The organism is Streptomyces sp. NP160 (assembly GCF_006335115.1).
Lineage (GTDB): Bacteria > Actinomycetota > Actinomycetes > Actinomycetales > Quadrisphaeraceae > Quadrisphaera.
Map to the genome: position 1 here is coordinate 39,812 of NZ_VDMJ01000007.1, position 15,464 is coordinate 55,275.

Sequence of the window (15,464 nt, forward strand, 5' to 3'; positions counted from 1 at the left end):
CGCGGCCGGCGGCTAGTCCGCCGGCCGCTCCCGCTCGCCCCGGTCGGAGCCCAGCTCCTGCCGGGGCGCTGCTGCGTCCAGGGCCTCCCGGCTGCCGGGTCCCCACAGGGGGAGGCCGCCGCTGAGCGGCACGTGCACCGCCACCGGCCCGCTCACCCCGTGCCCGGCCAGCGCCGCCACGAGGTCCTCGGGGTGCCGGCAGGAGAACAGCCACGCCGGCGTGGGGTCCTCCGGGTCGCCGAGCCCGACGAGCACCACCGGGTCCACCCAGCCGCGCAGGAGCAGGTGCGTGCGCGCGTCGAGCAGCGGGCCGCGCAGCGCCGTGGCGCGCTCCCCGCGGGCGGCGAGCGCGCCGGTGAGGTGGTGCACCTCCACGCGGGCCTCGCCCACGCGGAGCACGCCGCCGGCGCTGAGCGAGACCACCGAGCTGGCGCTGACCAGCCACGCCACCACGACCAGCGCGAGGACCGCACCACCCACGACCACCCAGTCGGCACCGCCGATGAAGCCGGTCGCCGCGCCGAACGCCGCGGCCAGCGGCACCAGCAGCCACGTGGCGGGCCTCGGCCACAGCCGCTCGGAGAACTCCGGCCCGGCGGTGGTGCCACCACCGGCGCCGGTCGCGCCCCCGTCCGACGCCGGCGGGGCCGGCTGCGGCTGCTGCGCCGCGTCCTGCGGCTCGTGCGGATCACCCACCCCGCCAGCCTCGCACGTCCCGCCGCCGCCTACGCTCGGCCCGTGACAGGCGTGCTCGAAGCAGGGGCCGGGCTCGAGGACGACCCCGCCGGCGTCGCGGTCGTCGCCGCCGGTGGAGGCGTCGAGGAGCTCGAGGTGCCGCTGCAGCGCCTCACCGACGACCTCCCCGACCCGTCCTACGCCCACCCCGGCGACGCGGGGGCGGACCTGCGCTCCGCGGTGGACGCCGTCATCGCCCCCGGGGGGCGCGCGACGCTGCCCACGGGCGTGGCGGTGGCCGTGCCGGAGGGCTGGGCGGCCTTCGTCCACCCCCGCTCGGGCCTGGCGGCCCGCCACGGCGTGACCACCCTCAACGGGCCGGGCACCGTGGACGCCGGGTACCGCGGCGAGGTCCGCGTGACCCTCGTCAACACCGACGCCGACCACCCGTTCCAGGTCCGCCGGGGGGACCGGATCGCCCAGCTGGTGCTGCAGCGCGTGGCCAGGGCCCGCTTCGTCCCGGTCGAGGACCTCGAGCCCACCGACCGGGGCACCGGCGGGCACGGCTCCACGGGGGGCTGGGGCCCCACCAGCCCGACCACCAGCTCCACCACCAGCCCGACCACGAGCACCACGACGACCACGGGGGACGTGCTGTGAGCATCTTCCGGCGCCGCTCCGCGCGCGACGACGAGGCCGCCGAGGCCACCACCGCCGAGGGCGCGGAGGACACCGGGGCAGCGCCCGAGGGACCCGGTGAGGTGCCCGCGAGCGCGCCCTCCGCAGCGCCCCGCGGCCTGTCCCCGCGGCCGCAGGGCCCCTTCGACGTCACCGAGGTCGCCGACGAGCTGCCGCGCGTGGACCTCGGCGCGCTCCGACTGCCCGGCGTCCCCGGCATGGAGCTGCGGCTTGAGGTCGAGGACGGCACCCGGCGCGTCGTGGCCGCCACCGTGGCGCTGGCGGGGTCCACCGCGCAGCTGCAGGCCTTCGCGGCACCCCGCACCCAGGGCATCTGGGGCGAGGTCCGCGACGAGATCGCCGCGTCGCTGGCCGGCTCCGGGGGCGTCTCCCAGGAGGTGCCCGGCCCGTACGGCACCGAGCTGGTGGCGCAGGTGCCCACGCGCCTGCCCGACGGCCGCGTGGTCGCCTCCCCGGCGCGCTTCGTGGGCGTCGACGGTCCCCGCTGGTTCCTCCGGGCGGTGCTGTCGGGGCCGGCCGCCGTGGACGCCGAGGCCGCCGCCCCCCTGGAGGCGCTGCTGCGAGGCGCCGTCGTGGTGCGCGGCAGCGAGGCCATGGCCCCCCGGGACCTCCTGCCGCTGCGCCTGCCGCAGGCACCGCCCGGCGCCGGCCCGCAGGCCGCGCAGCAGCAGGAGCAGCAGGAGCAGCCCGCCCAGGGCGAGGCGTAGCGGCGGCCGGCGCCCGGCCGGGCGACGCCGCCTCCCGCGGCGCGCTCGTCCGGCGCAGCGGGCTGCCGGACTCGCCCGCAGCACTCCTGCGGAGCGCCTACGCTCGTCGCCATGGGCACCGTGAAGTCCCCTCGCCACCCGCTCCTGCGCGCGCTGTCGCGGCTGACGGCGGGCAACGAGCAGCTGATCGCCGAGGACGCTCAGAAGGCCTCCGCCGCCATGGGCGGCACCCCGTGCGCCTCGCTGTCGGGGCGGCGGCGCGCCAGCGTGTCCGGCACCCTGCGCACCGTCACCCTGCGGCCCCGCGCCGGGGTACCGGCGCTGGTCGCGGAGCTGTTCGACGGCACCGGGACGCTCACGGTCATCTGGCTCGGCCGGCGCGAGATCCCCGGCATCGTCCCGGGCGCTGCGGTGCGCGTGGAGGGCTTCGTGGGGTGCGACGACGGCCGCAAGACCCTGTACAACCCCCGGTACGAGCTCGTGCCCGCCACCGCCGCGTCCTGACCCGGCGGGGAGGGCACCGGTGAGCCTGCAGTCCGGCGTCGGGCGGGCCGCCTCCAGCGAGCGGTTCTCGCTCGCCGAGGCCGTCGGAGGACCCCGCGGCGCCGCTGAGGCGGTGCTGCCGGGTCTCGTCTTCGTGATCGTCATCACAGCGACCCGGTCGCTGGTGTGGGCCGGGGGACTGGCCCTGGGCGTGGCCGCGCTGGCGGCGCTGGCCCGCCTCGTGGCCCGCCAGCCGCTGCAGCAGGCGCTGGCCGGGGCCGTGGGCGTCGGGGTCTGCGCGCTCACCGCGTGGCGCACCGGGGACGCCGTCGACTTCTACTGGTGGGGGCTGCTGCTCAACGCCGTGTACGCGGTGGTGCTGGCCGTCTCGACCCTGCCCCTGCCGAAGGCGGGCCCGCTGCCCGGCGGCCCGCTGCCGGTGACCGGCCTGCTCGTCGCGGCGGCCCGGGGGGGCGGGCCCGGCAGCGGCGCCTGGCGGCGCGACCGGGCGCAGCTGCGCCTGCACCGGCGGCTGACCTGGATGTGGGTGGGGCTCTTCGTGCTGCGGCTCGCCGTGCAGACCCCGCTCTACCTGGCGGGGGCGGTGACCGCGCTCGGTGTGGCGCGCCTGGCCATGGGGCTGCCGCTGTTCGCCGCCGCCGCGTGGGTCACCTGGCTGGCGCTGCGCCGCGCCGGCGCCCCCGGCTCCACCGCCTCGGACGCGGCCCCGGCCGCCGACGGCGGTGTCAGCGGCCCTGCTGACCGTCCCGCGGGTCCGACGCCGGGGGCGCCAGCAGGTCCTTGAGGGCTTCCTCGCTGTCCTGCACGGTCAGCAGGAGCAGCTGGTCGCGGCCCTCGAGGGCGTCGTCGGGGGAGGGCGCGATGGGGCGCCCGGCGCGGATGATGCCCACGAGCACGGTGTCCGGCGGCCACTCCACGTCACCGACGCGCGTGCCCGACAGCGGTGACGCCGCGGGCAGCGTCAGCTCGACCATGGCGGCGCCGCCCTGCTGGAAGGTGAACATCCTCACCAGGTCGCCGATGGAGACGGCCTCCTCGACCAGCGCCGTCATGAGGCGCGGCGTGGAGACCGCCACGTCCACGCCCCACGCCTCGTCGAACATCCACTCGTTCTTGGGGTTGTTGACGCGCGCCACCGTGCGCGGCACGCCGTACTCGGTCTTGGCGAGCAGGCTCGTGACGAGGTTGGCCTTGTCGTCGGCGGTCGCGGCGACCACGACGTCGGCGGTGTCGAGCGCGGCCTCGGACAGGCTGGAGGTCTCGCAGGAGTCCGCGAGGAGCCAGTCGGCCTCGGGCACCGACTGCATCTTCATCGCGCGGGGGTCCCTGTCGATGAGCAGCACCTGGTGCCCGTTGCCCAGCAGCTCGCGGGCGATCGAGCGCCCCACGTTGCCCGCCCCGGCGATCACGACCCGCACGACGTCCCCCTCAGCCCGACCCCGGACAGCCTGACCACGACGCTCACTCCTCGACCGCGGGCGGCCGGGCCAGGGCGCGCTCCACGCCCGCGAGGTCGTCCGCGCGGGCCAGCAGGTGCACCTGGTCACCGTCCTGGTGGACCGTGTCGGGGCCCGGCAGCAGCGCCCGCCCGAGGCGCACCAGGAACGCCACGCGCGCGCCGACGCGGGCCTCCAGCGAGGTCAGGCGCGTGCCCACCCACCCGGGGTGCACCTGCACCTGGGCCAGCGACAGCGTTCCGGTGGTGTCCGTGAACTGGCTCGCGGCGCCCTGCGGGAGGATGCGCCGCAGCACCTGGTCGGCCGCCCACGGCACGGTGGCGACGGTGGGGATGCCCAGGCGCTCGTAGACCTCGGCGCGCCCGGGGTCGTAGATGCGGGCGACCACGTTGGTGACGCCGAAGGTCTCCCGCGCCACGCGCGCGGCGAGGATGTTCGAGTTGTCACCGCTGCTGACGGCGGCGAAGGCGTCGGCGGTCTCGATCCCGGCCTCGACGAGGGTGTCCCGGTCGAAGCCGACGCCCGTCACGCGCTCGCCGTCGAAGGCGCCGAGGCGGCGGAAGGCGTCGGGGTTCTGGTCGACCACGGTGACCTGGTGGTCCAGGGCGTCCAGGCGCAGGGCCAGCGCCGAGCCGACCCGTCCGCACCCCATGATGACCACGCGCACGAGGTCGAACCTAGCGCGCCGGCACGGGGGCGGCCCCTCCCGGCCTACCATCGACGCTCGTGCCCATCACGGACGCGGTGAAGCGGCTGCTCGTCGGCAGACCGGTCCGCAGCGACAAGCTCAGCGAGACGCTGCTGCCCAAGCGCATCGCGCTGCCGGTGTTCGCCTCCGACGCCCTGAGCTCGGTGGCCTACGCCCCCGACGAGATCCTGCTGACCCTCGCCATCGCCGGCGCGAGCGCGTACCTGCTCTCGCCCTGGATCGCGCTCGTCGTCGTCGTCGTGCTCGTGGTGGTGGTGTCGTCCTACCGCCAGAACGTGCACGCCTACCCCTCCGGCGGCGGCGACTACGAGGTGGTCACCACCAACCTCGGGCGCACCGGCGGCGTGACGGTGGGCGCGGCGCTGCTGTGCGACTACACCCTCACGGTGGCCGTCTCGGTCTCCTCGGGGGCCCAGTACGCCGCGGCGGCGCTGCCGTTCCTCAACGGCCACGAGGTGCTGCTGGCGGTGGCCGTGGTGGTCGTCCTCACCACGCTCAACCTGCGCGGCGTGCGCGAGTCGGGCTCCGCCTTCGCCATCCCCACCTACGTGTTCATGGGGGCCATCGGCGCCATGGCGCTGGTGGGCGGCACCCGCTACGTGCTCGGTGACCTGCCCCCGGCCGAGAGCGCGGGGCTGGGCCTCATCGCCGAGCCGGGCTACGAGGCCGGCCTGACCGGTCTGGGCGGTGCGCTGCTGCTCGCGCGGGCCTTCTCCTCCGGCTGCGCGGCCCTCACCGGCGTGGAGGCCATCAGCAACGGCGTGCCGGCGTTCCGCAAGCCCAAGAGCCAGAACGCGGCCACCACGCTCGCGCTGCTCGGGGGCATCAGCATCGTCATGCTCTTCAGCATCATCCTGCTGGCCCGCGCCACCGGCGTGCAGTTCGCCGAGGACCCGGCCATCCAGCTCATCCGCGACGGCCAGCCGGTGGGCGACTCCTACGTCCAGGACCCCGTGATCGGCCAGATCGCCCAGGCGGTGTTCTCCGGCTTCGCCCCGGCGTTCTACCTGGTCACCACCGCCACCGGCGTCATCCTCGTGCTGGCCGCCAACACCGCCTTCAACGGGTTCCCGGTGCTCGCCTCGATCCTGGCCCGGGACGGCTTCCTGCCGCGCCAGCTGCACACCCGCGGCGACCGGCTGGCCTTCAGCAACGGGATCATCGCCCTGGCGGGCGTGGCCATCGTGCTGATCATCTCCTTCGACGCCCAGGTCACCAAGCTCATCCAGCTCTACGTGGTGGGCGTGTTCATCTCCTTCACCATGAGCCAGACCGGCATGGTCAAGCACTGGACCCGCCTGCTGGCCACCGAGACCGACCCGCGCGAGCGCGCCCGCATGGTGCGCTCGCGGATCATCAACACCGTCGGCGTGGCCATGACGGGCTCCGTGCTGGTCATCGTGCTCATCACCAAGTTCACGCGCGGCGCCTGGATCACGCTGCTGGGCATGGCGGTGCTCTTCGTGATCATGCGGGCCATCCGCAAGCACTACGACCGGGTGGCCGAGGAGCTGGCCATCGACGCCTCCCCGGCGGCCAAGGTGCTCCCGTCCAAGGTGCACGCCATCGTGCTCGTCTCCAAGGTCCACCGCCCCACGCTGCGGGCGCTGGCGTACGCGCGGGTCTCGCGGCCCTCGGTGCTGGAGGCGCTCACGGTGGACGTCGAGCCGGAGGACACCGCCGTCCTGCAGCGCCAGTGGGACGCGCTCGACCTCCCGGTGCCCCTCAAGGCGCTGGAGTCGCCCTACCGCGAGATCACCCGCCCGATCGTCCAGTACGTGCGGGACCTGCGGCGCGAGTCGCCGCGCGACCTCGTGGTGGTCTACATCCCCGAGTACGTGGTGGGCCACTGGTGGGAGCAGGTGCTCCACAACCAGACGGCGCTGCGCCTGAAGGGCCGCCTGCTGTTCACCCCCGGCGTGGTGGTGGCGAGCGTGCCGTTCCAGCTCAGCTCCTCAGCGGGCGCCGAGGACCGCTGGGAGGGGCCCGCCGCCGGCTCGGTCCGCCAGGGGGGCCTGGCCCGCCCCGCGCCGCCGTCCTCGTCCCCGTCAGCACCGTCGGCTCCGCCGTCCACTGAGAGGAGCCCGCGATGAGCAGCCAGCCGGCGCAGCAGGCCGGCGAGCAGGGCTCGCCCGTCGGCCTGGAGGTGGAGGTCGAGGTCGGCCCCGTCGCCCACGGCGGCCACTGCGTGGCCCGCCACGAGGGCCGGGTCCTCTTCGTGCGGCACGCCCTGCCCGGGGAGCGCGTGGTGGCGCGGGTCACCGAGGGCGCGCCCCGCGACAGCTACTGGCGCGCCGACGCCGTGGCCGTGCTGCGCCTGTCCCCGGACCGCGTCACCCCGCCGTGCCCGTGGGCCGGGCCGGGCCTGTGCGGCGGCTGCGACTGGCAGCACGCCGCGCTGCCCGCCCAGCGCGCCCTCAAGGCGGCCGTGCTCGCCGAGCAGCTGGAGCGCCTCGCGGGCCTCGACGCCGCCGCCCTCGCCCCCGTGACCGGCGACGGCGGGCTGGTGGTCGAGGCCGTCGACGGCGACGGCGTGGACGTCGAGGCGGGGCTGCGCTGGCGCACCCGCGTGCAGTACGCCGTCGGGCCCGGCGGTCGCCTGGGGCTGCGCGAGCACCGCTCCCACCGCGTGGTGGAGGTCGACGACTGCCGGATCGCCGCCCCGCGCGCCGCCGAGGTCGACCCCCGCGCGGTGACGTGGCCCGGTGCCGAGGGCGTCGAGGTGGTGGCCCCGCAGACCGGCGAGGACCGCCTGCTCGTGGTGACCCCGCGCCGCACCGGCGACGGGCAGGGCCGCCGGCTGCGCCTGCCGAACCCGCCCGCGCCGTCGTCCCTGGCGGTGGTGGGCGACGAGGGCCTGGCGCGCGTGCGCGGCCGCACCTGGGTGGCCCAGGAGGTCGAGCTGCCCCGCGGCCCGCGCAGCTTCCGCGTCACGGGCTCCGGCTTCTGGCAGGTGCACCCCGGGGCCGCCGCGGCGCTCGCGGGCGCCGTCGTGCGCTTCGCCGGGCTGGCGCCCGGCGAGGCCGTCGCCGACCTGTACGCCGGCGCGGGCCTGCTCACCGCCGCGCTGGCCGAGGAGGTCGGCGAGGACGGCCGCGTGGTCAGCGTGGAGGGGGACGCGCGCGCCGTCGCCGACGCGCGCCGCAACCTGCGCGACCTGCCCCAGGTGCGCGTGCTGCCCGGCCGGGTGGACCGCGCGCTGGGCGCGATGGCCGCCGACGACGAGCACGTCGACGTCGTGGTGCTCGACCCGCCGCGCGTGGGCGCCCGCCGCGGCGTGCTCGAGCGGGTGGCCTCGCTGGCCCCCCGCACCGTGGTGCACGTGGCGTGCGACCCGGCTGCCCTGGCCCGCGACGTCGCCGTCCTCGCCGAGCTGGGCTACCGCCTCGACGGGCTGCGCGCCTTCGACCTGTTCCCGCAGACCCACCACGTGGAGGCCGTCGCGCGCCTCGTGCGCGCCTGACGGCCGGCGGGCGCCGATGCGGCGCCCGCCGGCCGGGGGTCACGGGGAGACGGTCTCCAGCTGCGGCACCAGCTGCTCCAGGGCGTACTGCGTGGCCAGCGTGGTGCCGAGGGAGAACGCCGAGCTCGTGTCGCCGTCGATGACGAGGGCGTGCTCGGCGGTCACCGCGGGCAGCGCGTTCCAGGCGGCGTCCCCGGTGATGTCGGTGGTGGGGATGAAGATCGGGAACGCGACGACGACGTCGGCGTCGAGCAGGTCCAGCTGCTCCGTCGAGACGTCCACGCTGAAGCCGCCGCTGTTGGCGGGCAGGGCGGCGATCTTCGGGTTCTGCTGGAACCCGAGGGCCTCCATGAACTCCACCCGGCCGCCCAGGGGGTCCGAGCCGTCGCCACCCGGCGCGGCGACGTAGGCGCCCCACCCGTTGGAGGTCTTGGTGGCCACCGTGGCGGTGCGGCCCTTCCACTGCGGGTGGTCGGCGGCGGCCTGCTCGAAGCCCGCGCGCAGCCCCTCGAGCAGCTGCTGGCCCTCGGCCTGCTTGCCGAGCGCGGTGGAGACGAGCTCCATCTGCTGGCGGGTGGTGGTGAGGTAGCTGTCGCCGCCGGTGGGCACGCCGACGGTCGGGGCGATCTGCGAGAGGCGCTCGTAGCGGGCCTGGTCGCCGGAGCTCTTGGTGTCGAGGATGAGGTCCGGCCGCAGTGCGGCGATGGCCTCGTAGGACGGCTCGAGGGTCTCGATGATGGTCGGAGCGGTCGTGTAGAGGCCCGCGGCCCACGGGCCGACGCCCTCGCCGCCGAAGGCCAGCCAGTCCGAGGCGCCGACCGGCTGCACGCCCAGGGCCAGCGCGGTCTCGGCGTCCCCCCACCCCAGCGCGACCACGCGCTGGGGTGCGGACTCGATGGTCACGGCGCCGAACTTGGTCTGCACGGTGGCGGGGAAGGCCCCGCCGGCAGCGCCGCCGGAGCCGCTCGCCGCGCTCGAGGGCGCGGCGCCGGACGCGCCGTCGGAGGCGGTGCCACCGGAGGAGCACGCGGCCAGCGCCGCGGCGATCGCGGTGGCGGGGACGAGGGCGAGCAGGTCGCGGCGGCGCACGGGGTCTCCAGGAGGCTCGGGTGGGGCTGCGGGCGGCTGCGGGCGGCGGGGAGCCGTGGCACCGTGGCCGTCGGGGTGCGGGCCGCGAGGGCGCGGACGTCGACCAGCGACGCCGTGATCTCCCGGTGATCGCAGAGTGAGGACAGGCTAACCTCACGGCTGTGAGGACGGCATGACCAGGGCACGTCGGCGCCGAGCAGCGCTGCTCGTGCTGGCCGCCACCCTGCTCGTGGCCGTCTGGCTCAGCCTGGCCGTCGGGTCCCGCCAGGTCCCCCTCGGCGCCGTCGTCGACGCGCTCGCGTCGGCGCTGGGCGGGGGGAGCGCGCCCGCGGGCTCGGACGCCGGCGTCGTCGTCGACCAGCGGCTGCCCCGCACGGCGCTCGGGCTGGCGGCCGGTGCCGCCCTGGGCGTCTCCGGCGCGCTGGTGCAGGCCGTGACGCGCAACCCCCTGGCCGACCCGGGGATCCTCGGCGTCACCGCGGGCGCCTCCTTCGCCGCCGCGGTGGCGGTCGGCGTGCTGGGCGCCTCGGCCACCGGCGGCGGGGTCTGGGCGGCGCTGCTGGGCGCGCTGCTCGCCTCGGTGCTGGTGCAGCTGGTCGGTGCCTCGGCGGCGGGCGGCGGCGGGCGCGGCTCACCGGTGCAGCTGCTGCTCGCCGGTCTCGCGCTCGGTGCTGTGCTCGCCGGCCTGACCTCGGCGCTGCGCCTGTCCGACCCGCAGGCCTTCTCCGCCCTGGTGGTGTGGGAGAGCGGGAACCTCGCCGACCGGGGCTGGGCCGGGCTCGCCGCGGTGTGGCCGCTGCTGGCGGCCGGTCTGGTGGTGGCCCTGGCCCTCACGCCGGCCCTGAACGCCGTGGCGCTCGGTGACGACCTCGCCCAGGCCCTCGGCGCCCGGGTCTGGCTGGTCCGCGCCGCGGCCGTGGGAGCCGTGGCGCTGCTCGCGGGCGGCGCCACCGCGGCGGCCGGCCCGATCGCCTTCGTGGGGCTCGTGGTGCCGCACGTCGTGAGGTGGGCCGTCGGTCCCGACCAGCGCTGGCTGGTGGCGTGCTGCGCCGTCGCCGCGCCGGTGCTCCTGCTGCTCGCCGACGTCGTCGGACGCGTCGTCCTGCGTCCCGGAGAGCTGCCGGCGGGCGTCGTGACCGCGGCGCTGGGCGCCCCCGTCCTCGTCGCGCTGGTGCGCCGCCAGCGGGTGCCCGCACCGTGAGCGCGACCGTCCGGCTGCGCGGCGGTCTGCGCGGCGGCCTGCGCGGCGGACGCCTGCCCGTGCTGGGAACCCGGGTGCACCGCAGGCCGCTGCTGGTGGGGCTGGTCGTGGCCGCCGCCCTCCTGGCGCTGGCCCTGGTGGCCCTGGGCACGGGGGACTACCCGCTGTCGCCGTCCCAGGTCGTCGCCGCGGTGCTCGACCCGGGGGCGGGCTTCGAGCGCACGGTCGTGCTCGAGTGGCGCCTGCCGCGCGTGCTGGCGGCGCTCGCGTTCGGCGCCGCGCTGGGTGCCTCGGGGGCGGTCTTCCAGTCGCTCACGCGCAACCCGCTCGGCTCACCGGACGTCATCGGCTTCTCCACCGGCGCCTACACCGGCGCCCTGCTCTCCCTGACCGTCCTGAGCGGGGGAGCGAGCGCGGCCTTCTCGGCCACCACCGGGTCGGCCACCGGGTCCACCGGGGGCGGCGCCTCCACCACGGCCGGCGCGCTGGTGGGCGGGATGCTCACGGCCGCCGCCGTGTACGCGCTCGCCCGCGTGCGCGGGTCGGTGCAGGGGTACCGGCTGGTGGTCGTCGGCATCGCCGCGACGGCCGTGCTGCACGCCGTCAACACCTACCTGCTGCTGCGCGCGCAGACGGAGGTGGCCATGGCCGGCGCCGTCTGGGGCGCCGGGTCGCTGTCGCTGGTGGGCTGGGGCGACCTGCGGTGGGCGCTCGCGGCGCTCGCCGCCCTGCTGCCGCTGCTGGCCCTGCTCTCGGCGGCGCTGCGCCAGCTGGAGCTCGGCGACGACGCCGCCAGCGCCCACGGCGTCCCGGTGGAGCGGGCGCGGCTGGCCCTCGTCGTCGTCGGGGTGGCCCTGGTCTCGGTGGTCACGGCCAGCACGGGGCCGATCGCGTTCGTGGCGCTCGCCGCCCCGCAGGTCGCGCGGCTGGTGCTGCGCGGCGCGGGGCTGCCGCTCGTCGGCTCGGCGCTGGTCGGGGCGCTGCTGCTGCTCTCGGCCGACCAGGTGGCCCAGCGGTTCCTCTCCGGGGTGCCGGTGGGCGTCGTCACCGTGGTGGGCGGCGGGGTGTACCTGCTGGTGCTGCTGCTGGCCCGCCCGGGCCGGGGGAGGAGGACGGCGTGAGCTCCCGGCTGGAGGCGCAGCACCTGCGCCTGGGGTACGACGGGCGGGCCGTGGCCGACGACCTCTCCCTCGCCGTGCCCGACGGCTCCTTCACCGCCGTGGTGGGGCCGAACGCGTGCGGCAAGTCGACACTGCTGCGGGCGTTCTCCCGGCTCCTGCGCCCCCAGGGCGGGACGGTGCTGCTGGACGGGCGGGCGCTGGCGTCCTACCGGCCCAAGGAGGCCGCCCGGCGTATCGGCCTGCTGCCGCAGTCCGCCACCGCGCCCGAGGGCATCACCGTGGGCGACCTCGTGTCCCGCGGCCGCTACCCGCACCAGGGGCTGGTGCGGCAGTGGTCGGCCGCCGACGAGGTGGCGGTCGCCGACGCGATGGTCGCCACCGGGGTGGAGGAGCTGCGCGACCGGCTGGTCGAGGAGCTCTCCGGGGGCCAGCGCCAGCGGGTGTGGGTGGCGGTGGCCCTGGCGCAGGGCACGCCGCTGCTGCTGCTCGACGAGCCCACGACGTTCCTCGACATCGCCCACCAGGTGGAGCTGCTCGACCTGTTCGCCGACCTCCACGACGACGGCACGACCGTGGTCGCCGTGCTCCACGACCTCGGCCACGCCGCCCGGTACGCCACCCACCTCGTGGTGATGAAGGACGGCGACGTGGTGGCGGCCGGCCCGCCCGCCGAGGTGCTCACGGCGGAGCTCGTGGAGGACGTCTACGGGCTGGCGTGCGTCGTCGTCCCCGATCCCGTGACCGGCACCCCGCTGGTGCTGCCGCGGGGGCGGGAGGACCGCCGCTCGCGCTGAGGACGGCTCCAGCGGCCGCAGGCCGTTGACCCGACGAGGTATCTTGAGCTCAAGGTACTTCAGTCAGCCGTGCCCGATGACGAACGCACACCGGGCGTGGGCGAGGATGGTCTGCGGTCACCGGAGATCGGGTCGAGCGGGAGGACGGGCATGGCCTCGGGAAGCAAGAGCACCAGCGTCGACAGCTTCGGAGCGAGGGGCGAGCTGCAGGTCGGCTCCAAGAGCTACGAGCTCTACCGCCTCTCCGCGGTGGAGGGCGCCGCCGACCTGCCCTTCAGCCTCAAGGTGCTGCTGGAGAACCTCCTGCGCACCGAGGACGGCGCCAACACCACCGCCGACCACGTCCGCGCGCTCGCCGGGTGGGACCCGAGCGCCGAGCCGGACACCGAGATCCAGTTCACCCCCGCCCGCGTGGTGATGCAGGACTTCACCGGCGTCCCCTGCATCGTCGACCTCGCCACCATGCGCGAGGCCGTCGCCGAGCTCGGCGGCGACCCCGCCAAGGTCAACCCGCTGGCCCCGGCCGAGCTGGTCATCGACCACTCCGTCATCGTCGACGTCTTCGGCCGCCAGGACGCCTTCGAGCGCAACGTCGAGATCGAGTACGAGCGCAACGGCGAGCGCTACCAGTTCCTGCGCTGGGGCCAGGGCGCCTTCGACGACTTCAAGGTCGTCCCGCCGGGCACCGGCATCGTCCACCAGGTCAACATCGAGCACCTGGCGCGCGTGGTCTACGACCGCGGCGGGGTCGTCTACCCCGACACCTGCGTCGGCACCGACTCCCACACCACGATGGTCAACGGCCTGGGCGTGCTGGGCTGGGGCGTCGGCGGCATCGAGGCCGAGGCCGCGATGCTCGGCCAGCCCGTCTCGATGCTCATCCCGCGCGTGGTGGGCTTCAAGCTCACCGGTGAGATCCCGGCCGGCGCGACCGCCACCGACGTCGTCCTGACCATCACCGAGCAGCTGCGCAAGCACGGCGTGGTCGGCAAGTTCGTCGAGTTCTACGGCGAGGGCGTCGGCGCGGTGCCGCTGGCCAACCGCGCCACCATCGGCAACATGAGCCCGGAGTTCGGCTCCACCTGCGCGATCTTCCCGGTCGACGACATCACGCTCGACTACCTGCGCCTCACCGGCCGCTCGGACGAGCAGGTCGCGCTGGTCGAGGCGTACTGCAAGGAGCAGGGCCTCTGGCACGACCCGGCCGCCGAGCCGCGCTTCTCCGAGAAGCTCGAGCTCGACCTGTCCACGGTCGTCCCGTCGATCGCCGGCCCGAAGCGCCCGCAGGACCGCATCGAGCTGTCCGCCTCCAAGGCGGCGTTCCGCAAGGTGCTGCCGACGTACGTGGGCGACGACCTCGACGCCGACCCGGTGGACGCCACCGCGGGGTCCTCCCAGGACGAGGCCCTCGAGGAGACCTTCCCCGCCTCCGACGCCCCCACGGGCTCCGGCGGGAACGGCGCGGCGCCCGTCCACTCCGGTGGGGACCTGCCCACCCCGGCGGGCCGTCCGTCCAAGAAGGTGCCCGTCAGCGTGGGCGGAGGGTCGAGCTTCGACCTCGACCACGGCCACGTGGTGATCGCCGCGATCACCTCGTGCACCAACACCTCCAACCCGTTCGTCATGGTGGGCGCGGGCCTGCTGGCCCGCAACGCCGTGGAGAAGGGCCTGTCGGTCCGCCCCTGGGTGAAGACCTCCTTGGCCCCCGGCTCCAAGGTCGTCACCGACTACTACGAGCGCGCCGGCCTCACGCCGTACCTCGAGAAGCTCGGCTACCACCTGGTGGGCTACGGCTGCACCACCTGCATCGGCAACTCCGGCCCGCTGCCGGAGGAGATCTCCGCCGGCGTGCAGGAGGGCGGCCTGGCCGTCGCCGCGGTGCTGTCCGGCAACCGCAACTTCGAGGGCCGCATCAACCCCGACGTCCAGCTGAACTACCTGGCGTCCCCGCCGCTGGTCATCGCCTACGCGCTGGCCGGCACCATGGACTGGGACCCGCAGACGGACCCGATCGGCACCGGCTCGGACGGCCAGCAGGTCTTCCTCGAGGACATCTGGCCGTCAGCGGCCGAGGTGGCCGAGGTGGTGGGCACCTCCATCACGCAGGAGATGTTCGCCAAGGACTACGCCGACGTCTTCGCCGGTGACGAGCGCTGGCAGTCGCTGCCCACGCCCGACGGCGACGTCTTCAGCTGGGACGGCGAGTCGACCTACGTGCGCAAGCCCCCGTACTTCGAGGGCATGCAGTCCGAGCCGTCGCCGGTGTCGGACATCTCCGGCGCGCGCGTGCTGGCCAAGCTGGGCGACTCGGTCACCACCGACCACATCAGCCCGGCCGGCTCCATCAAGGCCGACAGCCCCGCGGGCCGCTACCTCGCCGAGCACGGCGTGGAGCGCAAGGACTTCAACTCCTACGGCTCCCGCCGCGGCAACCACGAGGTGATGATCCGCGGCACGTTCGCCAACATCCGCCTGCGCAACCAGCTCCTCGACGACGTCGCCGGGGGCTTCACCCGCGACTTCACCGTGGACGGCGGCCCGCAGGAGACGATCTACGACGCCGCGCAGCACTACGCCGCCGCCGGCATCCCCCTGGTGGTCCTCGGTGGCAAGGAGTACGGCTCGGGCTCCTCGCGCGACTGGGCCGCCAAGGGCACCACGCTGCTCGGCGTCAAGGCCGTCATCACCGAGAGCTTCGAGCGCATCCACCGCTCCAACCTCATCGGGATGGGCGTGCTGCCGCTGCAGTTCCCCGAGGGCGAGTCCGCGGACTCCCTGGGCCTGGACGGCACGGAGACCTTCGACATCGCCGGGGTCACCGAGCTCAACTCCGGGACGACGCCGCGCACGCTGGCGGTGAAGGCCACGAAGGAGGACGGCACCGTCGTCGAGTTCGACGCGCGGCTGCGCATCGACACCCCCGGTGAGGCGGACTACTACCGCAACGGCGGCATCCTGCAGTACGTGCTGCGGAGCCTGCTGAGCGCCTGACCAGCAGCGCTGGTCTGACGAGGCCGGTCCGGACGCCCTCCACGGGGGGCGCCG

At 75.8% G+C, this 15,464-nt stretch carries 14 protein-coding genes; 10 read left to right on the plus strand and 4 right to left on the minus strand.

What is annotated here, in order from left to right; translation table 11 throughout:
* Positions 1-12: 12 nt before the first annotated feature.
* Positions 13-696 (minus strand): DUF3093 domain-containing protein, encoded by a 684-nt coding sequence (locus FHN55_RS05520; protein ID WP_139711257.1) that lies wholly within the window; start codon positions 694-696, stop codon positions 13-15.
* Between the two features lie 135 nt (positions 697-831).
* Between FHN55_RS05520 and dut the strand changes: the two genes are divergently transcribed.
* From dut to FHN55_RS05540, 4 genes are all read left to right on the plus strand, one after another.
* The gene (dut, locus tag FHN55_RS05525) at positions 832-1,335 is read left to right on the plus strand and encodes a dUTP diphosphatase (protein ID WP_257570723.1); all 504 of its coding nucleotides are present in this window, start codon (positions 832-834) and stop codon (positions 1,333-1,335) included.
* Positions 1,332-2,081, plus strand: coding sequence for a DUF3710 domain-containing protein (locus tag FHN55_RS05530; protein WP_139711258.1), 750 nt, complete (start codon positions 1,332-1,334; stop codon positions 2,079-2,081). Before dut ends, FHN55_RS05530 begins: the two co-directional genes overlap by 4 nt.
* Before the next feature lie 111 nt (positions 2,082-2,192).
* The gene (locus FHN55_RS05535) at positions 2,193-2,585 is read left to right on the plus strand and encodes an OB-fold nucleic acid binding domain-containing protein (protein WP_139711259.1); all 393 of its coding nucleotides are present in this window, start codon (positions 2,193-2,195) and stop codon (positions 2,583-2,585) included.
* 19 nt (positions 2,586-2,604) lie between these two features.
* A complete protein-coding gene (locus FHN55_RS05540; protein WP_257570720.1) occupies positions 2,605-3,369 on the plus strand; it encodes a DUF3159 domain-containing protein in 765 nt (254 codons plus the stop codon).
* On the opposite strand, the gene FHN55_RS05545 is transcribed toward FHN55_RS05540, so the two are convergent.
* Together FHN55_RS05545 and FHN55_RS05550 are read right to left on the minus strand one after the other, a co-directional pair.
* Complete coding sequence (locus FHN55_RS05545; protein WP_139711260.1) at positions 3,311-4,003, minus strand: TrkA family potassium uptake protein; 693 nt, start codon at positions 4,001-4,003, stop codon at positions 3,311-3,313. The genes FHN55_RS05540 and FHN55_RS05545 overlap by 59 nt on opposite strands.
* 43 nt (positions 4,004-4,046) lie before the next feature.
* On the minus strand, positions 4,047-4,709 hold the full coding sequence (locus tag FHN55_RS05550; protein ID WP_139711261.1) for a TrkA family potassium uptake protein: 663 nt from the start codon (positions 4,707-4,709) through the stop codon (positions 4,047-4,049).
* 59 nt (positions 4,710-4,768) lie between these two features.
* Here FHN55_RS05550 and FHN55_RS05555 point away from each other — a divergent pair, with 59 nt between their 5' ends.
* Positions 4,769-6,844 carry an APC family permease gene (locus FHN55_RS05555; RefSeq protein ID WP_139711262.1) on the plus strand — a complete coding sequence of 692 codons (2,076 nt, stop codon included), beginning with the start codon at positions 4,769-4,771 and terminating at the stop codon, positions 6,842-6,844.
* Entirely contained in the window at positions 6,841-8,214 is a 1,374-nt protein-coding gene (locus FHN55_RS05560) for a class I SAM-dependent RNA methyltransferase (protein ID WP_139711263.1), read from the plus strand. The genes FHN55_RS05555 and FHN55_RS05560 overlap by 4 nt, the downstream gene beginning before the upstream one ends.
* A gap of 39 nt (positions 8,215-8,253) precedes the next feature.
* Here FHN55_RS05560 and FHN55_RS05565 read toward each other — a convergent pair whose 3' ends face one another.
* Positions 8,254-9,303 (minus strand): iron-siderophore ABC transporter substrate-binding protein, encoded by a 1,050-nt coding sequence (locus FHN55_RS05565; RefSeq protein ID WP_139711264.1) that lies wholly within the window; start codon positions 9,301-9,303, stop codon positions 8,254-8,256.
* A 172-nt stretch (positions 9,304-9,475) separates the two neighbouring features.
* Here FHN55_RS05565 and FHN55_RS23585 point away from each other — a divergent pair, with 172 nt between their 5' ends.
* The 4 genes from FHN55_RS23585 to FHN55_RS05585 all read left to right on the plus strand — a co-directional run bounded on the left by FHN55_RS23585 (position 9,476) and on the right by FHN55_RS05585 (position 15,410).
* Positions 9,476-10,504: an iron ABC transporter permease gene (locus FHN55_RS23585; RefSeq protein ID WP_139711265.1), complete on the plus strand. Its 1,029-nt coding sequence runs from the start codon at positions 9,476-9,478 to the stop codon at positions 10,502-10,504.
* The gene (locus tag FHN55_RS05575; RefSeq protein ID WP_306821788.1) at positions 10,501-11,625 is read left to right on the plus strand and encodes an iron chelate uptake ABC transporter family permease subunit; all 1,125 of its coding nucleotides are present in this window, start codon (positions 10,501-10,503) and stop codon (positions 11,623-11,625) included. Before FHN55_RS23585 ends, FHN55_RS05575 begins: the two co-directional genes overlap by 4 nt.
* Entirely contained in the window at positions 11,622-12,419 is a 798-nt protein-coding gene (locus FHN55_RS05580; RefSeq protein WP_139711266.1) for an ABC transporter ATP-binding protein, read from the plus strand. Before FHN55_RS05575 ends, FHN55_RS05580 begins: the two co-directional genes overlap by 4 nt.
* Positions 12,420-12,569: 150 nt before the next feature.
* Positions 12,570-15,410 carry an aconitate hydratase gene (locus FHN55_RS05585; protein WP_139711267.1) on the plus strand — a complete coding sequence of 947 codons (2,841 nt, stop codon included), beginning with the start codon at positions 12,570-12,572 and terminating at the stop codon, positions 15,408-15,410.
* The last annotated feature ends 54 nt before the right edge of the window (positions 15,411-15,464 follow it).

Bases quoted from the DNA above. Each gene is read 5' to 3' on its own strand.
- FHN55_RS05585 (WP_139711267.1), top strand. From the start codon at position 12,570: ATGGCCTCGGGAAGCAAGAGCACCAGCGTCGACAGCTTCGGAGCGAGG.
- FHN55_RS23585 (WP_139711265.1), top strand. From the start codon at position 9,476: ATGACCAGGGCACGTCGGCGCCGAGCAGCGCTGCTCGTGCTGGCCGCC.
- FHN55_RS05535 (WP_139711259.1), top strand. From the start codon at position 2,193: ATGGGCACCGTGAAGTCCCCTCGCCACCCGCTCCTGCGCGCGCTGTCG.
- FHN55_RS05560 (WP_139711263.1), top strand. From the start codon at position 6,841: ATGAGCAGCCAGCCGGCGCAGCAGGCCGGCGAGCAGGGCTCGCCCGTC.